The sequence below is a fragment of the Hyphomicrobium sp. genome (assembly GCF_019744875.1).
Taxonomy (GTDB): Bacteria; Pseudomonadota; Alphaproteobacteria; order Rhizobiales; family Hyphomicrobiaceae; genus Hyphomicrobium_C.
Genome location: NZ_JAIETU010000017.1, coordinates 65,878 through 86,139 on the forward strand (window position 1 = coordinate 65,878; position 20,262 = coordinate 86,139).

The following is a 20,262-nucleotide window of genomic DNA, read 5'->3' on the forward strand; positions in this document are numbered from 1 at the left end:
CGGAATCGATCTGCCTGCGAACGTCGGTAGATGAGTATCGCTGAAGGTGCTTGCGGCAGCATTGCCGAACAAGGGGTGCCAAGGATCCGTCTGTGCAGGCTTGGGGGCAAACATGGGACACTTCGATATTGGTCAAGTTTGCCTCAACGGTCACGAAATTACAGGCAACTACAAGCCCGGCTCAGAATTCGCCGAGGACTATTGCTCTCGCTGCGGCGCGAAGACGATAACGCAGTGTCCAAAGTGCCAGACGTCGATCAAGGGGTACTTTGACTACGAAGGCGGCGTCATCGCTATCCCGACATTTGATGTCCCAGCTTACTGCTACAAATGTGGAGAACCCTTTCCTTGGATATCAAGGGCTATTCAAGCCGCGAAGGAGTTGACGGACGAGATTGAGGGTTTGAATGAAACGGAGCGCATCAAGGCAGGAGAAAGCCTTGTCGAGATCACCAAGGATACAGCTCAAACTGAAGTGGCAATCGTACGGATCAAGAAGTTGTTGGCAAAGGCCGGTCCCGTCATCGGCGATGGCCTAAAGCAGATCATTCTTTCCATCGCGACGGAGGCAGCCAAAAAGCAAATGGAGCTATGAAGTAGCCCGATTGGTACTCCTGCAAGGGATGGAAGCCGAAGGGCCGAAACGCTGCCGAGCGTCTTGCCGGAGGCAAGCACAAAGTGAGCGAGGGCGGGGTCAGCGGCTCGGAGCGCGACAGCCCGGCCCGCGCGGTCATGCCGGAGGCATGCACTTAATCCGCGCGGGTGCAGCCAAACCCAGTCGGGTAAGCCGCCGATCTCCGCCATGCCCCACAGGCGCGACACGCGCGGGTGTTGCAGCACCGTCACGTCACTCCCATTGCGCGCAATCTCATGTTGCCAACCTACGCACCCCTGTTAGCTATAAGGTGGGGGAGACAAATTCTTGCACCTGCGCGCTGCCACGACCTTGGTGTTGCTTGCCGTGCTGGCTCTGCGCAGCCTGCTGCCGGCCGGCTATATGGTGCAGGCAGCGGATGCCTCGAATGGGTCGCCGTTCGAGATCGTGATCTGCACGGGCTCCGGGACGCAGCTTCTCAAAGTCGATGCCGACGGCAAGCCCGTTCCGTCCAAGCCGCAGCACGTCGACAATGGGCTTTGCCCGTTCGCTGCGTCCGGTGCGGCAGCCCTCGCGTCCGCAGAGCCCACGCCCCTCGTCGGCGAGGCGGAGTATGCCTCCGTAACCTACGCTCTGGCGGTGGCCTTGTTCGCCGAGACCCCGAAGCCCGGAGCCACATCCGCGCGCGGACCGCCGTCCTCCGCATTGATCTGATTTACTCCGTCCATCAGTGACACCTGCGTCGCGGTCCCGAGTGGAAGCGCGCGCCTGTCATTCGCGTCAGATACAATGTGGAATCTCAAAAATGTGCGCTTCCAAGCGGCCGCAGGTGTTCGCCCGGCCAATCCCTGTCTCTATTCGCCCTGCAACGTTCGTCGCCGTCTCGACGCTGGCGTTGTTTGCTACGGCCTCGGCATCGAACGCCCAGCAGACGACCACTGAGCTGCCGGCGCTGACCGTCACGACGACGAAGGCAAAGTCCAAGGTCACGCCAAAGTCCAAGCAGGCAAACCCTGTGAGCGCCGAACCCAACGCTGCGGACGTGAGTGACAATTCTCAGTCCAACGACGACAGCGCATCGACTGGGATCTCCGTGCCGCTCACTACGACGCAGATCAATCGGCAGGAGATCCAATCGAAGGTTCCGCAGACCAGCGACACGGCCGAGCTGCTGCGCGACGCGCCGGGCGTCAGCATCTTCAAGGCTGGCGGCGTGTCGGGGCTTCCCGTCATCAACGGCCTCAACGACGATCGCGTCAAAGTGCTGCTCAACGGCATGGTCGTGTCGTCGGCCTGCGCAAATCACATGAACCCGCCGCTCTCTTATGCGGATCCCTCGCAGATCGCGTACGTCGAGGTTGTCACGGGCGTGACGCCTGTCTCGAAGGGAGGCGACAGCCTGGGCGGCACGGTCATCGTGGAAACGTTGCCGCCCCATTTCACCGGTGCCGGCGAAGGTGTGCACACGGCGGGCAGCGTCTCTGCGTTCTATCGCAGCAATGGCGATGGCGTCGGCACGGCCGTGACGGCGCACGCGGCAAACAACACCGTCAGCGTGAACTATGCCGGCGCCTGGACGCGATCCGGCAACTATGAGGACGGACGCGGCAACGAAGTCTTGTCGTCCGAATTCGAGGCGCAGAACCACTCGGTGCAGCTCGCCGTGCGCAACGGCGGAGATCTGTTCACCCTGCAGGGTGGCTTCCAGAACATTCCGTATCAGGCCTACGTGAACCAATACATGGACATGGTCGAGAACAAGGCCTGGTTCCTGAATGCGCGTTATGTGACGAGCTTGGATTGGGGCAAGCTCGATGCGCGGGTGTTTTACCAGAACACCAGGCACGCGATGGACTTCCTTGAAGACAAGCAGCCGGGCACGATGCCGATGCTCACGGAAGGCCAGGACGTGGGGTACGTCGTCAAAGCTGAAATCCCGCTGTCCGAGCGCGACCTGCTGCGCGTTGGAAACGAGTTCCATCATCAAGGTCTCGACGACCGCTGGCCGCCCGTGCCGGGCTCCATGATGATGGAGCCGGATACCTATTGGAACATCAACGGCGGCACGCGCCAGCGGCTGGGCACGTTCGTCGAGTGGGAGCGGCAATGGGCACCTGCCTGGTCGACGCTCCTCGGCGTGCGCAATGATATGGTCTGGATGGATACGGGTGATGTCCAGGCCTATTGCGCGATGGGCATGATGTGCGAGCCGGATGCGTCTGCGGCCGCCGCATTCAATGCGCTCGACCGCTCGCGGACCGACGCCAACTTCGACGTCACCGCGCTTGCGCGTTACACCCCGTCAGCGACCGAAAACTACGAGTTCGGCTACGCGCGCAAGACACGGTCCCCGAACCTCTATGAGCGCTACACGTGGGGCCGTGGTGAAATGGCCATGACCATGACCGGCTGGTTCGGCGATCTCAACGGATACGTCGGCGATCCTGACCTCGATCCCGAGGTCGCCCACACCGCAAGCTTCACTGCGGGTTGGAGCGGCGCGCGCAAGGGCTGGGAGTTCAAAGCCACCCCGTACTACACCTACGTCGAGGACTACATTGGCGTTCGCAAAATCGGCGACAGCATGATGATGCCCGACGTCGTCTTTCTGCAGTTCGCAAATCACGACGCCGAGCTATATGGCCTCAACTTGTCCGGCAGTCTGTTGCTCGCCGAGTCGAGCCAGTTCGGTCGCTTCGCGCTGACCGGCGTCGCCAGTTACGTGCATGGCGAGAACGCCGACACGGGGGTCAGCCTCTATCACATGATGCCGTGGAACGGCAGGCTGGCGCTGACGCACACGCTCGGCGGATGGACGAATTCCATCGAGGTCTATGCAGTTGCCGGCAAGCACAACGTCGACACCGTCCGCAACGAAATGGAGACCGGCGGCTACGCTCTGCTCAATCTTGCGACCAGCTACGAGTGGGCGAACGCACGGATCGACCTCGGCATCAAGAATGTGCTGGATACGTACTTCGAAGATCCGCTCGCGGGGCACTATTACTTCGCGTCGCCTCGCGACAATGTGCCGGGCGAAGGCCGCTCCTTCAACGCAGGCCTCACAGTGAAGTTCTGATGCGATAGTCGGGGCCAGCCCGTGAATGCCGGCTGGTCCCGATGAGCCCTCTACTGCTGTAGCGAACGCTCTGATCCGCCAGCGGCCAGCGCCACGGCCGTGGTCTCGGCGGCTTCTGAGGCGGCCTGGACGTCCGGACGCACGCCCACACCGCCCCAATTGCCGTGGGTGATCGGGTTCTCGGCTCTGCCGACAGGGACGACGACAAACAGATTGGAGCCAAGCTCCGCCAGCCCGCCCGCATTGGCGCCACCACGTGTCGTCGTGCCGACAATGGTCGCACGCTTCAGCGCTTGCAGGTCGTAAGCGAAGGCTTCGGCGGCTGAGTAGGTTTGAGAGTCGACGAGGACGTAGACGGATTTGTCGACGTACTGAACCGGGGTGGGCGATGTCTGAAATGCCTCGGTCCGGAATGTCGTCGTTCCGCGGTTTCGCCAGATCAGACTGCTCATCTCGACGGGGCGTTGCGGATCGAAAAAGAAGCTGGCGAGATAGGCCACCGATGCGGGATGCCCGCCGCCGTTTCCGCGCATGTCGACAATCATCGCCTTTGTGTCGGCAAGGCTCCGCATCGCTTTGTCGGCCGCCGGATTGAAAACGTCCGGAGGCACGAACCTCGCGAGGCGGAGATAGCCGATGTTTCCATCGAGCAGCTTCACTTCGAAGCCCGCCTCGTGCGGTACCGCCGGTTCTGGCTGGTTGGCAAAGGGTGAGCCGAAGATCAAACGCATATGGCTATCTTCTGTAATGGCCCGCAGTTGGGTCGTCACGAGCTGCGCGAATTGTGCCGGATCGGTCACCTTCGCGTAGGCACCCTCCGCCAACGCTCTCTCAAGCGCGTCCGCAGCCGCAGATCCTTTTTCAGGGAATACATATCCCTCGCGCAACTCGACGGCGACCGCGCCGATCGTTTTGCCAATGACGTCTTGCGTCAGCGGCCCGGTTTGCTCGGCGCTTGGGGGCGTGCCGGAGCGCGCTGGTGATTGCGCCGCGACGATGGTTGCGGCCGCAGCAACGCAGGCGAGCTGGAGCAAGACTTTTCGATAGGACACATGCAACTCCCTTTGGCGCGGATCGAAGCCCAATGCGATGATTTCTAGGCGCGACAAAGGCCGAACGCCTCCCCGCCCACACGTCGCAAACGTTCTCGAAATCACCGCGACGCAAATGCGCGCCGCGCAAGGACTAGACACGTCGCCCTGCGACGAAACAACGTGCGCGCCCTTGCCCGAAGTCGATAACGGGACGGTATCAATGCGCCTACGTAGAGGGGGGAGAACGCGAGGTTCGCACTGACCTCGAACTAGCGTTCGGCTTCCTCCTTGCGCGCTCTGATGGGTGAAGCCTACCGACAGAAATTTGCCGGACGCATCGGAACGCTGCTGCGCTCCGATGCGTCCGGCGCATCACGAACAAGGCGCTACGCGCGCCGTATCATTCCCAGACGTTGGGGATGTCCGTCTTGCCCTTCAGCTCCTTCGCGTTCTTGCAGAAGGACTCGTCCTTGGCCTCGCCCTCAGCGAGGAACAGGCCGTACCGCGTGCCGAACTCGATCAGGATGAAGGCTTGCCGCGCGTCGAGGGTCTCTGGCGCGAGGTCCTCCTTGGCGGGGGTCGTCGCTTCGTCCAAGGCCGCGGTGAACTTGTTCTGGTCCAGCTCAAAGCCTTCGCAGACGCGCACAGCTGCCGCCTGGAAGGCGAGGTTGTTCAGCTTGGCGAACTGCTGCGGCGAGAGAACGGGCTCCTGGCCGAGAAGCGCACTCGTCCAGGCGTCGTCGAGGCGATGGGACTTTTCATCTGCCGAGGAGACTGAGACCGTCGAGAGGGTCACCGCGAGCGCGAGAGAGGCAATAGTGAGAGACTTGATCATGGTTCTTGCTCCTCAACGCGCGAATACGGACCAGGTCCACTGCGGATTGTACCCTCCGCCCATGGTGTAACAGGCGCGCTGGCTCGTGTAGCAGATGACGCCTGCGCTCGGAGTAAAGCTGTCCGTGGGAGGGGGCGGCGCGGGAGCGACCGGTACGTAGACGTTTCTGTCGACAATGACTTTCCGCGGCGAGAGCGCCGAGACGATCGCGCCGCCGATGAGAGCACCGCCGATGGCAGCGCCTACCCTGCCGTGATCGCGTGCTGATGCCGGCGTGGCCACCACGGTGGCGGCGACAATGCCTGCCAGCGAGAGCAACGATGCTGTCCTGGCCAATAGCCTACTCATTAGGTGTCTCCTTGTTCAGACGCAACGAATTCAAAGTATGAGCCGGTCCCGCAGCAGGCATTCGCCAGCCTGAGTCCGATGGTGGTGAAAGGCATGAAATGGCGCGAAACAGTGAGCCATCCATTGAAGCGTCAACATTGATCCAGCTCAACAGGGATTGCTGTCCTAGGCGAGGCCGGCGACACGATCAGCTCACGAGCTGGGACATGATGACGAAATCTTTCCCCGTGCGCGTGTCCGCATGGGCGGGGAAATCCGTTGTCACGAGAACGAGGCCTGGATGCCACCTCTCCTGCAGCGCGTCGAGGGCCGACTTCCCAATCGTGATCCTTTGAATGACGCTCGCGTCGGTCTGCGCGACGGCTCCAGCCGCCTCCGCCTGATGAGAGATGCCTTTCCATGTCATGCCCGCGCCGCTCGCCCCAGTCAGCACGAAAACATTCGATCCGAGAGGCTGTTCGGGATTGCGCAACGCGATCTTGTCCTGAGCGACGATGTCGCCGCCCTGGAAGACGATGACCGACAGGTCGGCTCTGCTGACCACGACCGATACGGGTTTTGAAAAGTCGTCGACGTCGGCCTGCCACGGGTTTTTCTTCGCTTGCACGGCGGCGACCTGGACAGCGTCGAGCTCCTGCACCGCATCGCCCGAAAGCGCGAGCCCCGGATGCGTGATGTCGAACGGCGTGGATGCGGCGCCCGCCACGATGACGGGCGTCCCGACATGCGTCACGCCGAACAGGACCTCCGAGAACTTCATCGGAAGGCGGATGCAGCCATGCGACGCCGGATAGCCCGGCAGGTTGCCGGCATGAAGTGCCACGCCCGACCACGTGATGCGATTCATGTTCGGCATCGGCGCATCGTCATAGGTCGAGGAATGGTGATCCTTGTCTTTCTGCAGGATCGTGAACACGCCCGTAGGCGTGGTGTGCCCTGGTTTGCCTGTCGAGCATGTCGAGACGCCGATCCGCACGCCGTTGCGATAGACGTGCACGAGCTGATCTGGGATCGAGACGATGATGGAGACCGGCCCCTCGGGCTCCCGCTCCGGATGCCAGACGAATTGGCCGGGCTTCAGTTGGTGGATCTCTTCGGCCGTCTGCGCGTGGGCAATCCGCAGCGACAAACCGGCCGCGAGCCACGCTGAAGAAGCAGCCACGATGCGCTCGATCACGGCGCGACGCGTCAGGTCAGTCACGGCATTGCCCCATCGTAGGCTTGGTATTCGGAGCCGGGCGGCCCCTGCGCGCCGGATTCAACATCGACGAGAATTGACATGTCAACGTCCGTCGCGGACCGGTGGACGGCGAGGGCGTCGCGCGCATCGCGCCATGATCCGCTGGCAGACCAAGCGCAACTCCGGCGGGTCAGCTCTCGGTCGGGAACCACCACATCGCGAACGAGCCGCCGAGCGCCGCCGCAATTACGAGCCCGAGCAGCACCGGGCTCGAAAGTCCGGTGGCGATGGCCGTGAACAGCACCGAGCCCCACGCCATCGCGAGAGCGAACAGCTTGACCTCGAACCGAATGGTGCGCCGCTCCTCGAAGCGATGGGCTTCGGCCAGAGCCTGGCGGAGCACGGGAATGCGCGACAGGCCGTGCATCAGGCGCGGGCTCGAGCGCGCGAATGCCCAGAGTGCCACGAGCAGAAACGGCGTTGCCGGCAAGCCGGGCAGCATGGCGCCCGCGATGGCCAGCACCGTCGCGACGCATCCGATGACGAGATAGCCGAGTCTGAGCACGCGCGGTCCAGCAGGGTTTCGATCCGCGAGCACGCTAGTGCGGCGGGCCGGAAAGTGGAAACTAAAAATCAGCAAGCCAGAACTCAGTGAGCCAAAACAAGTGTCATCCGGCGGCGGCGGCCAGACACAGAGGTGTCGAGAGAGGGAGGCGTAAAGCGGCACGAAGGCATTTCCGCCAGCCGCGGGGATGATAAGCTGGCGCCAGGGAACGGGACGCTCAGGGGGGATTGCATGTGGCCGCAGAGTTATGACCCGTTCGGCAACATGCTGGCCTCGACCGCCGTCGCCGCGATACCGGTCGTCGTGCTGCTCGGCGGCATCGCGATCCTTGAGCTGCGCGCCCATATCGCGGCGGCTTTGGGGCTCGTGGCGGCGCTGCTGGTTGCGATTGTCGCTTATGGAATGCCCCCGCAGATGGCGGGCCTCGCCGCTGCATACGGCGCCGCGTTCGGCCTCTTGCCGATCGGCTGGATCATCCTCAACGTCATTTTTCTGTATCAGCTTACGAGCGAGAAGGGCGAGTTCGCCATCCTGCAGCGCTCCATCAGCGCCATCAGCGACGACCGCCGCCTCCAGCTTCTGTTCATCGCCTTCTGCCTGGGGGCGTTTTTTGAAGGCGCGGCCGGCTTCGGCACGCCCGTTGCGGTCACGGCCGCCATGCTGATCGGTCTCGGCTTCACGCCGCTGGCCGCGTCCGGCCTGTCGCTGATCGCCAACACCGCGCCGGTCGCATTCGGCGCGCTCGGCACGCCCGTCATCGCGCTCGCCGCCGTCACCGGTCTGGATCTGCTCGATCTCAGCGGCATGATAGGCCGCCAGTTGCCGTTCTTTTCCATCATCGTGCCGTTCTGGCTCGTCTGGGCCTTTGTCGGATTCCGGAAGATGATCGAGGTCTGGCCGCCGATCCTCGTCGCCGGCGCCTCGTTCGCCATTCCGCAGTACCTCGTATCGAACTTTCACGGCCCCTGGCTCGTGGACATCGTGGCCGCGCTCGTGTCGATGGCCTCGCTCGCCGCGTTCCTGCGCATCTGGCAGCCGGCGAACCCAATGACGGTGGTGGCGGATCAGCCCGCGGCCACGCCATCCTCCGCCGCAAAGCCCGTCCTGGCCGCGCTTCCTCCGGCGGCTGTGCGGCGCGCCTGGACGCCGTGGGTCATGCTCTCGGTTTTCGTGTTCCTGTGGGGAACGCCGCAGGTGCGCAGCGCGCTCGATGCAATCTGGACGGCCAAGATCCCGGTCGTTGGATTGGACGGACAGGTGCAGAAGATGCCGCCCGTCGTCGCCGCGCCGCATGTCGAGCAGGCCGTCTACTCGCTCAACCTTCTCTCCGCGACCGGCACCGGCATCCTGCTCGCCGCCATTCTCGCCGGCTTCTTTCTCGGCTACCGCCCCGTCGAGCTGCTGCGCCAGTATGCGCGCACGCTCTGGCTGGTGCGCTACTCGCTCGTCACCATCGCCTGCATGCTCGCCATCGGCTTCGTCACGCGCTACTCGGGCACCGATGCCACGCTCGGCCTGGCGCTCGCGAACACCGGCTGGATGTATCCGTTCTTCGGCACGTTGATCGGCTGGCTCGGCGTCGCGCTCACGGGATCGGATACGGCTTCAAACGTGCTGTTCGGTGGCTTGCAGCGCGTCACGGCCGAGCAGGTCGGCGTTCATCCCGTTCTGATGGCGGCCGCCAACAGCTCCGGCGGCGTCATGGGCAAGATGATCGATGCGCAATCGATCGTTGTCGCTTCCACCGCCACGCGGTGGTACGGGCACGAAGGCTCGATCCTGCGCTTCGTCTTTTTCCACTCCGTGGCGCTCGCCGTAATGGTCGGCATGCTGGTGATGGGACAAGCCTACGTGTGGCCGCTGACGCTGCTCGCGCCCTAGCTCCGGGCCTTCGGGCGGAACATTTCGTGGATCGGAGGCGTTTTTCTTCCGATCGACGAATGACCGTCCGAGAAACGGAGGAATTCAATGGCCGACCGCAAAATCGTGAGCCCCACGGAGGCGCGTCAAGCGACCCCGCAGAAGGCGAACTATCGCGTCCTCACCCGGTCTCTTTTGATCGCGGTCGTCGCCGCTGTGGTCGTCTACGCGTACTTCTATATGCAATCTCCGACTTGAGCCGCGCGGGCATGCCGTGAGTGGCGCTGGAAAAGTGGCTGGAAAAGCGGATGCGCCATCGGTGCGTAGGCGGAAATTTCAGTCGACACCTCTGAAAACTGCATGATTAAGTCACGTCTCGAACAGTCGGGAGTGACGGTGCGTGAGCGGACCTGAAATTGCATTGCGCGTGGTGGGAGCGTTCTACGTTTTCGCAGGCTACGTCGCGACGCGTGCCATGCTGATGTCGGTGTTCGTCGATCGCGCCATCGCGGCCATCGGATCGACCAAGCCCAAGCGTGCGGAGACGGTGCGAAATTATTGGATGCTCAGCGCGTCCGCGATCGTACTTGTCGGCGGGGTTGCGCTCATGGCGTTGCTCGACATCGCAGCCTGGCTGTTTGTTGCGTCAGCCGTCGGGCAAGCGGCCTATCTTTACGTCCTCGCGCCCCGTTATCTCGATGCAGAGGATCCGCCTGACGAAACCGGGCGGCGGCAGACGACCAACGCCTTCATCATCTATCTTGGGGCGACCGCAGTCGTCATATGGGCGCTGTCTGCCGGCAAGCTTCAAAGCCTGTCGAGCGCGCATCCCGCGGTGCTGATCGCGGCCGCAGCCGTGCTCGTGTTCTACGTCGGATATGTCGCCCGGTCGCTCAGCGGCTTCGGGTCGTCGCCGCAATCAGCAAGCAGCATGCTCCCGCCGGATGACGAGACCGACTGGGAGTCTTCGCCAGGCGCTGATCCATCCGGCTCCCACAGGATCAAGGTCATGGCGGACTATGGCACCCACGCCCTGTGGGCGCTCGATGAGGACGTCTACGGCGACATCGATCCGAATGTCCTCGATCTCTCACCCGAGCTCACACGCGATCTGATTGCCTGGGCGGACGCGTTTTCGGCGTCGCTCGATCTCGACGATCCGTCCGAAAGCCGATGGACGGACGATGAGCGCTCAGCCCACGAGGCGATGGCGCGCCCGCTTGCGATCCGCCTCGCGCGCGAACGGCCCGACCGCGTGATCTATGTGATGGATCCTCACGTGGGCGTCGTGGAGGTTAAGGCGGACGAGGAGCTGCCCCCGTCCGCCGGTGCCGCTACGGCGTGAGCCGCAGGTCATGCTGAGGTCAAGCGCACTAAGCTCAGGCGGACTGTGCCTGCGGCGCGATCGTCGCGTCGCCCTTGGCCGATTTCACCGCCGCTTCGAGATGAGCAACGAGGCCGTCCTCGAGCCCGAGCGTCGCCGCCAGATAGCGCAGATAGGCCTGCTCCGCCGGCGTGTCGGCTTCGATGGCAATGGCGGACGCGAGATAGACTTCGCTGCGCACCTCCGGCGTCCGCGCAAGCGAGGCGAACTGCTGCGGCGACCATGGAGTTGCGATCTCGCGATCGAGGAACTGGCTCTCTTCGGCGTTGATGCCGGCCGCCCCGAGCCGCCCCACGATGCGCTGGCGCTCGGTCTCGTCGATCAGTCCATCCGAGAGCGCGGCCGCGATCATGGCGCGCAACAGCAGCAGCGCATGTTCATCCTGGGGCGGTGCGCCCGGAAGCGAAGCGCCGCTCTGGGCCGCGGCAAGAAACTCCGCGGCGCGCGTGCCGATCAGCGGCTTGCCGTCGCGATAGTTCGTATAGGCCTTGTAGGCCAACCCGCCGAGCGCGGCGGTCGCGCCGAGCTTGAGCACGTCTCCCGCAATCTCGCGGCCGTCCTTGCTGCCGAGCACCATCGTGGCCAACGCGCCCGCAACCGCGCCGCCGAGAATGCCGCCGCCCTGGCCGCGCAGCATGCCCTTCGCCTGTTCGATAAGGTCTCCAGGCGCGCCGGGTTGCGCGCCCGCGCCGAGCCCCGCTGCCATCCCGGCTCCCGGCCCGCTCCGCGTCGCCGGCACCGAGCCGGATCCCGCTTGGTCCTGGGCCGCTCCTCCAAGCCCGCCCATCACCAAATCAAGCAGCTTCGCGGTGTCGATCATGGTCCTCTCCGGATCGTTTGTCTGTGCGGGTGCAGATGGGGGAGGGTGCCGGAAACCTCAAGGTGCGCTGCAAAAATTGCAGGCGCGCGCGGCGCTCGCGCGCTATCGAATTTTCCAAAAGGCCCGATCATGGCTTGTCTCGGGGCAGCGTCACGGGCTTTATGACACATCCCACCCGCAAGACCCCTCAGTATTAAGACCTCCGAGCTTCACGATGCGCCCCCCTAATGCAATCGACTTTTGGCGTGGCGTCGCGCTCGTCATGATCTTCATCAATCACATTCCCGGCATGGATTACTCGATCCTGACGATGCGGAACTATGCCATTTCGGATGCGGCCGAGTTGTTCGTGTTCCTGGCCGGGTGCTCGCTGGCGTTTGTCGTCAACGGGCGGTCTGAGAAAAAGACGTTGAGCCATTCCGTCTCGCGCCTGCTGTTGCGTGCGTTCGAAATCTGGCAGGCGCAGATCGTCACGATCTCCGTCGCCGTAGCCATGCTCGGCGCGGCGGCGCTCTATTTCAACGATCCCCTGTTTTTGGAATGGCACGGCGCAGGCCCCGCTTTCGTCGACACGGTTCGCGCGTCGATCGGCATGGTGCTGCTGACCTACCAGATCGGATACTTCAACATCCTGCCGCTTTACGTCGTGCTGCTGCTGATCGCGACGGTCGCCGTCGTCATCGCGCGCGCTTCGATCTGGCTCGCGCTGGCCGCATCGATCACGCTCTATGCCGCCACGCTCACGCTTCAGCTCCGTCTGCCGAGCTGGCCCGCTGAGGGCGCATGGTTCTTCAATCCGTTATCTTGGCAGTTGCTGATCGTGCTCGGCTACGTCGCCATGACCGTGAAGCGCGAGCATCCTCGCGCCGAAGAGTTCCTCAAACGCGCCTGGCCGTGGGCGACAGCGCTGATGCTGTTCGGAACGGCTGTCGTGTGGGTGGACTACCGGCCCGACCCCATGGCTGTGCCATTTCCGCAATATTTGTTTCTGTTCGACAAGGAGTACCTGTCTCCCGCACGCATCGTGAGCATGTTGGCGATCGCAATTGCCTTCTACCCCGCATTTCCTTTACTTTCGCGGCGTATAGGACCTGTTGTGCGCTACTGCAGCAGATTGGGGCGCAACTCGCTGGCCGTGTTCTGCATGGCATCTTTGCTGGCGCTTGGCGGACAGATCGCCCGGTACCTGGGTCAACCGACGCTGCTGTTCGATACTGCAATTGTTGTGATCGGTCTCGTTGTGTTGGGGGTGACAGCATGGATCGCCGAATTCCGGTCGTCTTCGGCCTAGCCTGCGCGCTGGTCGCAGGCACGCACCTCGATGAAGCGCGCGCGAATAGCCCGAGCAGGCTGCCCGCCGCGATTCCGCTTGCCGCGCCGGCCGTTCCGCCTCCCGTCCAACCCGCGCGCCGGCCGATGATCCGCGCGGACCTTCCGGACGCGTCCGTCGAATGCAAAGTCAAAAGCCCGTCATACGAAGGGCGCTCCGCGTTGCGGTCCGTCAGGCGCGCGTTGCTGCAAAAGCGCCCGGTGCGCGTCGTCGCGCTCGGCTCGTCGTCCACCGTCGGTGTTGGCGCGTCGTCGCCGCTCGCGAGCTACCCGGTGCGCTTGGAGAACGACCTTGAGGGTGTGATCGAGGGCCTCTCTGTCGAGATGTTCCCGCGCGGCCAATCGGGTGAGGTCGCGGAAGGCGCGGCGGAACGCCTGAAGGCCGAGGTCGCGGAGTTGAAGCCGGACCTGATTGTCTGGCAGGTGGGCACGAACGATGCGGTCGCGCGCATCGACTCCGAAGATTTCGGACAGCAGTTGCGCGAGACGCTGGCGTGGCTTGCGTCGCACAACATCGACGTCGTGCTGATCGATCCGCAATACGTCGAACGCCTGTCGAAAGATGCGCGCTACGTGAGCATCGTCAACGAAATCGCGACGGTGGCGAGCGAGATGCGCGTGCTGCTGGTCAATCGATTTGACTCGATGGCCGATCTCGCGCGCCAGCATCCCGGCACGTCGTATCTGTCATCCGATCGATTTCACCTGAACGATCTCGGCTATCGGTGCATGGCCGAATACGCCACGCGCGCGATCGTGTCGGGCATCCTGCAGGCCGACGCCGAGAACGGCGCCGGACACTAGCGCGCCCGTGGCTTGAGGCCGTGGATCTGAGATCGTGTGTTTGAGGCCGTTCGTCTGAAGGTGCGCGCAGCACCGCCGGGGAGGGGAGGCCAATGAGGCCTCCCGCAGCTTAGCTAAGCCGTCTGGACCATCACCATGATGATCACGGCGGACGCTACGAGGAAGAGGTCGAACAACTTAAGTCCCGTAGGCATATCGTATCTCGCATTGTGAGTGAGGTGCGTGAATGACGCGCGCGGGCCTGGCCAGTTCCAGTCCAGCTCAGGCGACGGGCTTCAGTTCGGTGTAGTCGTTATCCTGCACCGTGGGGGAGCCGGTCAGGGATACGCGGTTAACAGGACGCTCACGGGACGCCGGGACCGCCAGCGGGCCCGGATCGTCGAGGTTGGTCATCGATGTGATGACGCGGATATGGGCGAACCCCTGCGAGTACGCAGCAGGCAGACGCAGGGCAGACTCGTTTTCGGCATTGAAGTCGATCATCGGGTCCTCCGTCAGCTTCTGTTAGGGATAGTGATCAGGCTGGCTTGTAAGCACCAACCTGCGGTGAATGTTCCCATGTCGCAATTGGCTTCAGTACGTAGAACGAGCCCGTAGGGAGTATTACGTATCTCTAAAATGTTGAAATCGCTGAATAATGGGTGTTATCCGCGCCTCAAGGGGCTTGCTGCGCGACCAAATTTGTAAGGTCGGAAATGATCGATGATCGCCTTTATCGTCGTCTTGCCCTCGGGTGCCTCTTCCTCGTGGCCTATGTCGCGCTCGATTACGTGAGCTATGTGAAGCCCTATCGCGGTCTCGGCATCACGCCGTGGAACCCGCCTCCCGGGCTCAGCATCGCCGTCGTGTTTCTGGGCGGCTGGTTCTATGCGCCGTTTGTGCTCATCGCCCCCGCGTTGGCCGATGCCGTGGTGCGCGGCTCCGCGCTCGGCGTGGGGCTGGAACTCGGGCTTTCGCTCGCCGTCGGCGCCACCTATGCCGCGGGCGGCTTCGCGCTCCAGCACATCGCGACGTTCGATCCGCGCTTTCGCCTCGTGCGTGACGCTCTGACGTTGATCGGCGTCGGCACGGCAGCCGCGCTCGTCGCGGCCGCCGCGTATGTCGTGATCCTGCTCAGCGCCGGCGCCATTTTCCAGAACGAGGTGATCGTGGTCGCCTGGCGCGCCGCGGTCGGCGACATCATCGGCATCCTCGTCATTGCCCCGCTCGTGCTTCTCGCCGTCACCTATCGGCCGTGGCCGCGCTTGGAGCCGCTGGTCGTGGCGCAGTTCGTGGCGCTCATCTGCTCGCTCGGCGTGGTGTTCGGCTACCAGGACGCGACCGCGTTTCAGCTGTTCTATCTGTTGTTCCTGCCGCTGCTCTGGATCGCGCTGAGTTACGGACCGCCGGGTGCCGCGGTCGGTCTTCTGCTCATCCAGGTCGGCCTGATCATCGGCGCAGAGATCCGTTTCGGGCCCGATCCCGGCCTCGGCGCGCTGCAGGTTTTGATGACGGCGCTGACCATCACAGGCCTGATCGTCGGCACCATCGTTGCCGAACGAGAGGACGCCGCCGCGCGTCTGCGCGATCAGCAGTCGGCCATCAACCGGGCCCTGCGCATTCGTTCCGCCGGCGAGGTAGCCGCGACCATCGCCCACGAAATCAACCAGCCGCTGACGGCGCTCACGACCTACGCGGGCATTGCCGCCAAAGCGATGCAGGACGGCCGCCTGGACCTGCTCGCGCGCGCGGTCGAAAAAATCAAAAGCGAGAGCGCGCGCGCCAACGACGTGCTGCAAGGCATCCGCGAGCTGCTGCGGCAGGGCACGCTGACGAAGCGCCCCGTGGATCTCAAGGCCAAGCTTCTGGAGCTCGATGCGCTGCTCGCCGAGGATCTGCAGAAGAAGGGCATTCGTCTCGTGATCGGCATAACGCCTGATTTTCCGGTCATCCGTGCGGATGGCATCCAGTTGCAGCAGGCGATACACAACTTGATCGTGAACGGAGCCGAGGCCATTCTGGCCGCCGGCCGGTCCGGTGCGATAAAGGTACATGTCACGCTCTCGTCTTACGACGAGGCCGAAATCGAGGTACAGGACGACGGCCCTGGGTTTCCGCCCGGCTTCAACGTCAACGAGCCGGCGCCGTTTACAACCACGAAGCCGGAAGGATCCGGCCTGGGGCTCGCCGTGGCGCGCTCCATTTCAGAGGCGCACGGGGGAAGCCTCGTCATTGCAACCTCGCCGCGCGGCGCGCGCGTCCTGATGAGGCTGCCGATCGAAAGGGAGGATGATGAGCAAGACCGTCAGCGTGATTGACGACGAGGCATCGGTTCGCGACGCGGTCGCCATGCTTCTCGAAACGCATGGGCTGAACGTGTCTTGCTTCGAAGGCGCAAGCGCGTTCCTTGCGGCGCCCTTTGCCGCCGGCTGCATCGTCAGCGACGTGCGCATGCCGGAAATTTCCGGGCTCGATCTGCTGCGCCAGCTTCAGAGCGCCGGCGATCCGCGCCCGCTCCTGCTCATGACGGGCCACGGCGATGTCGAGCTGGCCGTGCAGGCGATCAAGCTCGGCGCGTTCGACTTCGTCGAAAAGCCCTTCAGCAACGAGCGCCTCGTGGCGAGCGTGGAGCAGGCGCTGATCGCTTCGGAATCGTCGCTCAAGTCGCGCCTCGAGCTCGAAGACCTCAAGGGAAAGTTCCAGTCGCTCTCCGATCGCCAGCGCGACACCATGCAGCTTTTGGTGCAGGGACTGTCGAACAAGGAAATCGGCCAGAAGCTCGGCATCAGCCCGCGAACGGTCGAAATTCATCGCACCTGGGTGATGACCAAAATGTCCGCGAGGTCGATTGCCGATCTCGTGCGCATGAGCATGGCGCTCGGCCTCGAATAGCAGGACCGTATCGCAGGACTGGCGCGGAACTACCGAGGGAGCGAACGGCGCATCACTCTGGAAAATTGCGATATTGTAAGTCGTGAGCCTGATGTGAATCGGCCAAAGTGCGCGTCAACGATCAACGGTGACAACGATCGAAACAGTGCCGCCGGGCGAGGGAGATATCATGCAGAGACGCGCTTCGTTTCACATCGCCCTCGCAGGGTTGTTGACCGCGATGGCTGCTGCGGGACCTGCGACAGCCGACCAGACCGGCTTCGCCTCGATGCACGATCAGGTTCGCGTTGGCGGCAAGATGTGCATGACGGATCACTACCACTACGGCAGCGGACAGGGCGCTACCAAGGCGGCAGCGCAGCGCGCCGCCATCGGCTCGTGGCAAAGCTTCACGGATTTCGAGTACGGCAGCGATTGGGCGCGCTTCAGCAAGGCCGTCGGCAAGCGTCAGAGCTGTTCGCAATCCGGCAGCGGTTTCGATTGTCAGGTTGAGGCGCGGCCCTGCCGCTGACGCCGTCAGCTAGCCGCCGAGCACCTTGCCGGGATTCAGAATGCCCTTGGGATCGAGCGCGAGCTTGATGCGCCGCATGACATCGATCTCGACCGCGCTCTTCACGCGCTGAAGCTCTTGCGCCTTGAGCTGGCCGATGCCGTGCTCGGCCGAGATCGATCCGCCGAACGCGACCACGACATCGTGCACCGCGCGCGACATCGGCTCCCAGAGCGCGATGAAATCCGCGCGCGCCATGCCCGGCGGCTGAGACACGTTGTAGTGCACGTTGCCGTCGCCGAAGTGGCCGAACGGAACGGGCCGTGCACCGGGACAGATGCGCTCGACGACAGGCCGGGCCGCTTCGATGAACGCGGCGAGGCGCGCGACGGGCACCGAGATGTCGTGCTTAATCGATCCCCCTTCGCCCTTCTGTGATTCCGACGCGGCCTCGCGCAGCCGCCACAGCTCTGCCGCCTGGGCGAGCGAGCCCGCGACTGCTGCATCGCTCGTAAGCCCCGCGGCCATGGCGTCCGCCAGGATGGCGTCGAGCAGCGGCTGGGCGGTGCCGGCGGCCGTGCCCGAGATCTCCACGAGCGCATACCAGGGCGCGGCCTCCGCAAGCGGAAGGCGCGTCCCCGGAATGTGGCGCGTGACGAAGTCCATGAGGTCGCCGCACAGGAATTCGAAGGCGGTCATGGCAGTGCCCGCACGCGCCTGGGCGAGCTGGAAGAACGGCAGCATCGCGTCGAGGCGCGGCAGCGCGACGAGCGCCACGGCGCGCTCGACGGGCAGCGGAAACAGCTTTAGCGTCGCCGCCGTGATGATGCCGAGCGTGCCCTCCGAGCCGATGAAGAGATCGCGCAGGTCGTAGCCGGTGTTGTCCTTCTTGAGCGCCCTGAGGCCGTCCCACACCGCGCCGTCCGCCAGCACGACCTCGACGCCGGAGACAAGCGCGCGCATCGTGCCGTAGGCGAGCACGGCGACGCCGCCCGCGTTGGTCGCGAGGTTTCCGCCGATGGTGGCGCTGCCTTCCGAGGCGAGGCTGAGCGGAAAGAGACGGCCAGCCTCGCGCGCGGCCTGCTGCACGGCATGCAAGGTCGCCCCGGCCTCCACCGTCATCGTTTCACCGGCCGGGTCGATCGCCCGGATCCGCGTCATGCGCGTGAGCGAAATCAGGATTTCGCGTCCGCCCTCGCGGGGGATCTGCCCGCCGACGAGCCCCGTGTTGCCCCCTTGCGGGACGACACCGACGCCTTCAGCATGGGCAAGCGCCAGCAGTCTGGAAACTTCTTCCGTGTTTGCAGGCTTTACGATGAGCGGCGTTCGCCCCACATAAAGGTCGCGCCATTCGCGAAGATATGGGGCCTGATCGTCGGGAGACGTGATGGCATGCGCGGGTCCCACGATCTCCGCGAAACGCCGGATGAGGGCGTCGTCGAGTGCGGCGGAGCGATCTTGAAAGGACGTCATGGTCGAGCTGCCAGAAGTCGGAAAGAAAGAAGTCGGAAGAAATCGGAAACGGAAGCGGCCGCTGCAACGGATCGGCCATCGACACGTCCCATATCAGGGTTTGGCGCCATGACGCAAAAATCGCGGTTAATGCACATCATGACCAGGGCCGTGCCGGCACTCGTTATTGCGCTGGCTGCGTTCGTCGTCGTCCAGACCGGCGCGACGGGATCATTCCCGGAGGCCGCAGCGCAATCGTCCTGGAAGCCGTCACCGGCGCCGCTTCGAACGCCGCCCGGCGCTGCCGCGCGCACACCCACGGTGCGCGCCATGCCCGCCCCGCGCGAAGTGCAGAAGCCGCGCCTGTCTCCGGCCCCGCGCCTGTCGCCCGCGCCGGGTGCGGGTGCCGCCACCAGCTCCGGCATCAACCGGCCGAACCAGGATTGGAATTGCCGCGCGAGCTGCGGCTCGCAGTGTCAGCTCGTGTCCTGCTCGGGGCTGAGCGCAACGGAATGCACGCGGTCCCGCCAGCAATGCCGCGTCAACTGCACCTCGCGCTGCTGACGCCCTAGGCTGAGGCCCTAAGCCGGCCGGGGCGCTGCCGCGCGGCGCAGCCGGTCGTTGATTGCTTCACCCAGCCCGCGCTCGGGGATCGGCATCACGGCGATGGCGCCCGTGCCCGTGCGGTCGAGCGCGCGTAGTGCTGCGAACAAGGCCGCTGCCGCCTCGACCAGATCGCCGCCAGCGCTGAGGTTGAGCACCGGATTGGCCGTGTCGGGCACGTCCGGCCCGAAGGCCAGCAGAGCTTCGCCTGGCCGCACGTCGCGCGCGTTGAGCCGCAACATCGCGTTCGGCGCGTAATGGCTCGTGAGCTGTCCGGGCGCCGTCGGATGCACGTCGTCGCTCTCGGGGCCGCGTGCCAGCGGCGCACCGACAACGGCCTCGATCGCTTCGCGCGCCACCGCGCCGCTCCGCAGCAGGATCGCCGCGTCGCCCCGCCCGTCCACGATCGTGCTTTCAAGCCCGTGCGCGGTCGCTCCGCCGTCGAGGATCATCGCCACGCGCTGGCCGAGATCCTCCTCCACATGCTCGGCGCGCGTTGGGCTGACGCGTCCGCTGCGGTTGGCGGAGGGCGCGGCCAGCGGACGGCCCGCAGCCGCGAGCAACTGTTGGGCGATTGGGTGAGCCGGCACGCGCACCGCGATGCTGGTGAGCCCCGCCGAGACGAGATCCGAAATTCCGGCCTCCGCGCGGCGTTCGAGCACCAGCGTCAGTGGCCCCGGCCAGAACGCGACCGCCAGACGCCGCGCGAGCGGGGTGAACTCGGCGATTTTCTCGGCCGCCGCCAGATCCGGCACATGAACGATGAGCGGGTTGAAATGCGGGCGCCCCTTGGCTTCGAAAATGCCGGCCACCGCCCGCCCGTTCGTGGCGTCCGCGCCGATGCCATAGACGGTCTCCGTCGGGAACGCGACGAGCGCGCCGTCCCGGATGAGGCGGCCTGCTTCGTCAAGAGCTGCCGCATCGGCCGTTCGGACCGTCATGAGCTGTGACTTTCGCTAGTGTGATGATCGAGAAATTCGCCATATCGAGCAGCCAGGTTCCGAGCGAATTTC

21 protein-coding genes are annotated in these 20,262 nt (G+C 64.3%); 12 read left to right on the top strand and 9 right to left on the bottom strand.

The annotated features are described in order from the left end of the window. Nucleotides 1-112 precede the first annotated feature (112 nt). The 3 genes from K2Y42_RS19975 (at nucleotide 113) to K2Y42_RS19985 (ending at nucleotide 3,674) form a co-directional block, all read left to right on the top strand. A complete protein-coding gene (locus K2Y42_RS19975) occupies nucleotides 113-595 on the top strand; it encodes a DUF2321 domain-containing protein (RefSeq protein ID WP_291156151.1) in 483 nt (160 codons plus the stop codon). Between the two features lie 327 nt (nucleotides 596-922). Next, nucleotides 923-1,309, top strand: coding sequence for a DUF2946 family protein (locus tag K2Y42_RS19980; protein ID WP_291156153.1), 387 nt, complete (start codon nucleotides 923-925; stop codon nucleotides 1,307-1,309). A gap of 91 nt (nucleotides 1,310-1,400) precedes the next feature. Next, complete coding sequence (locus K2Y42_RS19985; protein ID WP_291156156.1) at nucleotides 1,401-3,674, top strand: TonB-dependent receptor; 2,274 nt, start codon at nucleotides 1,401-1,403, stop codon at nucleotides 3,672-3,674. Nucleotides 3,675-3,724: 50 nt separating this feature from the next. On the opposite strand, the gene K2Y42_RS19990 is transcribed toward K2Y42_RS19985, so the two are convergent. The 5 genes from K2Y42_RS19990 to K2Y42_RS20010 form a co-directional block, all read right to left on the bottom strand. Beyond that, complete coding sequence (locus tag K2Y42_RS19990; protein ID WP_291156159.1) at nucleotides 3,725-4,759, bottom strand: S41 family peptidase; 1,035 nt, start codon at nucleotides 4,757-4,759, stop codon at nucleotides 3,725-3,727. Between the two features lie 349 nt (nucleotides 4,760-5,108). Beyond that, a complete protein-coding gene (locus K2Y42_RS19995) occupies nucleotides 5,109-5,543 on the bottom strand; it encodes a hypothetical protein (RefSeq protein WP_291156162.1) in 435 nt (144 codons plus the stop codon). A 12-nt stretch (nucleotides 5,544-5,555) separates the two neighbouring features. Then, the gene (locus K2Y42_RS20000; RefSeq protein ID WP_291156165.1) at nucleotides 5,556-5,891 is read right to left on the bottom strand and encodes a hypothetical protein; all 336 of its coding nucleotides are present in this window, start codon (nucleotides 5,889-5,891) and stop codon (nucleotides 5,556-5,558) included. Between the two features lie 187 nt (nucleotides 5,892-6,078). Continuing rightward, nucleotides 6,079-7,092: a L,D-transpeptidase gene (locus K2Y42_RS20005; RefSeq protein WP_291156168.1), complete on the bottom strand. Its 1,014-nt coding sequence runs from the start codon at nucleotides 7,090-7,092 to the stop codon at nucleotides 6,079-6,081. A 169-nt stretch (nucleotides 7,093-7,261) separates the two neighbouring features. Beyond that, entirely contained in the window at nucleotides 7,262-7,636 is a 375-nt protein-coding gene (locus tag K2Y42_RS20010; RefSeq protein ID WP_291156170.1) for a YbaN family protein, read from the bottom strand. A gap of 231 nt (nucleotides 7,637-7,867) precedes the next feature. Between K2Y42_RS20010 and K2Y42_RS20015 the strand changes: the two genes are divergently transcribed. The 3 genes from K2Y42_RS20015 to K2Y42_RS20025 all read left to right on the top strand — a co-directional run bounded on the left by K2Y42_RS20015 (nucleotide 7,868) and on the right by K2Y42_RS20025 (nucleotide 10,841). Further along, the gene (locus tag K2Y42_RS20015; RefSeq protein ID WP_291156173.1) at nucleotides 7,868-9,517 is read left to right on the top strand and encodes an L-lactate permease; all 1,650 of its coding nucleotides are present in this window, start codon (nucleotides 7,868-7,870) and stop codon (nucleotides 9,515-9,517) included. Nucleotides 9,518-9,604: 87 nt separating this feature from the next. Further along, nucleotides 9,605-9,754, top strand: a complete 150-nt coding sequence (locus K2Y42_RS20020) for a hypothetical protein (RefSeq protein WP_291156176.1) — start codon at nucleotides 9,605-9,607, stop codon at nucleotides 9,752-9,754. 142 nt (nucleotides 9,755-9,896) lie between these two features. After that, a complete protein-coding gene (locus tag K2Y42_RS20025) occupies nucleotides 9,897-10,841 on the top strand; it encodes a hypothetical protein (protein ID WP_291156178.1) in 945 nt (314 codons plus the stop codon). 34 nt (nucleotides 10,842-10,875) lie between these two features. On the opposite strand, the gene K2Y42_RS20030 is transcribed toward K2Y42_RS20025, so the two are convergent. Further along, nucleotides 10,876-11,700, bottom strand: coding sequence for a tellurite resistance TerB family protein (locus tag K2Y42_RS20030; RefSeq protein WP_291156181.1), 825 nt, complete (start codon nucleotides 11,698-11,700; stop codon nucleotides 10,876-10,878). A gap of 214 nt (nucleotides 11,701-11,914) precedes the next feature. Here K2Y42_RS20030 and opgC point away from each other — a divergent pair, with 214 nt between their 5' ends. Then, the gene (opgC, locus tag K2Y42_RS20035) at nucleotides 11,915-12,991 is read left to right on the top strand and encodes an OpgC domain-containing protein (protein ID WP_291156184.1); all 1,077 of its coding nucleotides are present in this window, start codon (nucleotides 11,915-11,917) and stop codon (nucleotides 12,989-12,991) included. Further along, on the top strand, nucleotides 12,958-13,833 hold the full coding sequence (locus tag K2Y42_RS20040; protein WP_291156187.1) for an SGNH/GDSL hydrolase family protein: 876 nt from the start codon (nucleotides 12,958-12,960) through the stop codon (nucleotides 13,831-13,833). The genes opgC and K2Y42_RS20040 overlap by 34 nt, the downstream gene beginning before the upstream one ends. A gap of 261 nt (nucleotides 13,834-14,094) precedes the next feature. Here K2Y42_RS20040 and K2Y42_RS20045 read toward each other — a convergent pair whose 3' ends face one another. Further along, nucleotides 14,095-14,316 (bottom strand): hypothetical protein, encoded by a 222-nt coding sequence (locus K2Y42_RS20045; RefSeq protein ID WP_291156190.1) that lies wholly within the window; start codon nucleotides 14,314-14,316, stop codon nucleotides 14,095-14,097. 212 nt (nucleotides 14,317-14,528) lie between these two features. Here K2Y42_RS20045 and K2Y42_RS20050 point away from each other — a divergent pair, with 212 nt between their 5' ends. The 3 genes from K2Y42_RS20050 (at nucleotide 14,529) to K2Y42_RS20060 (ending at nucleotide 17,215) form a co-directional block, all read left to right on the top strand. Beyond that, entirely contained in the window at nucleotides 14,529-16,130 is a 1,602-nt protein-coding gene (locus K2Y42_RS20050; protein WP_291156192.1) for an ATP-binding protein, read from the top strand. Further along, nucleotides 16,105-16,704, top strand: a complete 600-nt coding sequence (locus K2Y42_RS20055) for a response regulator (protein WP_291156195.1) — start codon at nucleotides 16,105-16,107, stop codon at nucleotides 16,702-16,704. Before K2Y42_RS20050 ends, K2Y42_RS20055 begins: the two co-directional genes overlap by 26 nt. A 169-nt stretch (nucleotides 16,705-16,873) precedes the next feature. Beyond that, nucleotides 16,874-17,215 carry a hypothetical protein gene (locus K2Y42_RS20060; RefSeq protein WP_291156197.1) on the top strand — a complete coding sequence of 114 codons (342 nt, stop codon included), beginning with the start codon at nucleotides 16,874-16,876 and terminating at the stop codon, nucleotides 17,213-17,215. A gap of 9 nt (nucleotides 17,216-17,224) precedes the next feature. Here K2Y42_RS20060 and K2Y42_RS20065 read toward each other — a convergent pair whose 3' ends face one another. Continuing rightward, nucleotides 17,225-18,667 (bottom strand): FAD-binding oxidoreductase, encoded by a 1,443-nt coding sequence (locus tag K2Y42_RS20065; RefSeq protein ID WP_291156199.1) that lies wholly within the window; start codon nucleotides 18,665-18,667, stop codon nucleotides 17,225-17,227. A 108-nt stretch (nucleotides 18,668-18,775) separates the two neighbouring features. On the opposite strand from K2Y42_RS20065, the gene K2Y42_RS20070 reads away from it, so the two are divergent. Next, nucleotides 18,776-19,210 (top strand): hypothetical protein, encoded by a 435-nt coding sequence (locus K2Y42_RS20070; RefSeq protein WP_291156203.1) that lies wholly within the window; start codon nucleotides 18,776-18,778, stop codon nucleotides 19,208-19,210. A 17-nt stretch (nucleotides 19,211-19,227) separates the two neighbouring features. On the opposite strand, the gene K2Y42_RS20075 is transcribed toward K2Y42_RS20070, so the two are convergent. Beyond that, the gene (locus K2Y42_RS20075; RefSeq protein WP_291156205.1) at nucleotides 19,228-20,190 is read right to left on the bottom strand and encodes an L-threonylcarbamoyladenylate synthase; all 963 of its coding nucleotides are present in this window, start codon (nucleotides 20,188-20,190) and stop codon (nucleotides 19,228-19,230) included. Nucleotides 20,191-20,262 lie beyond the last annotated feature (72 nt).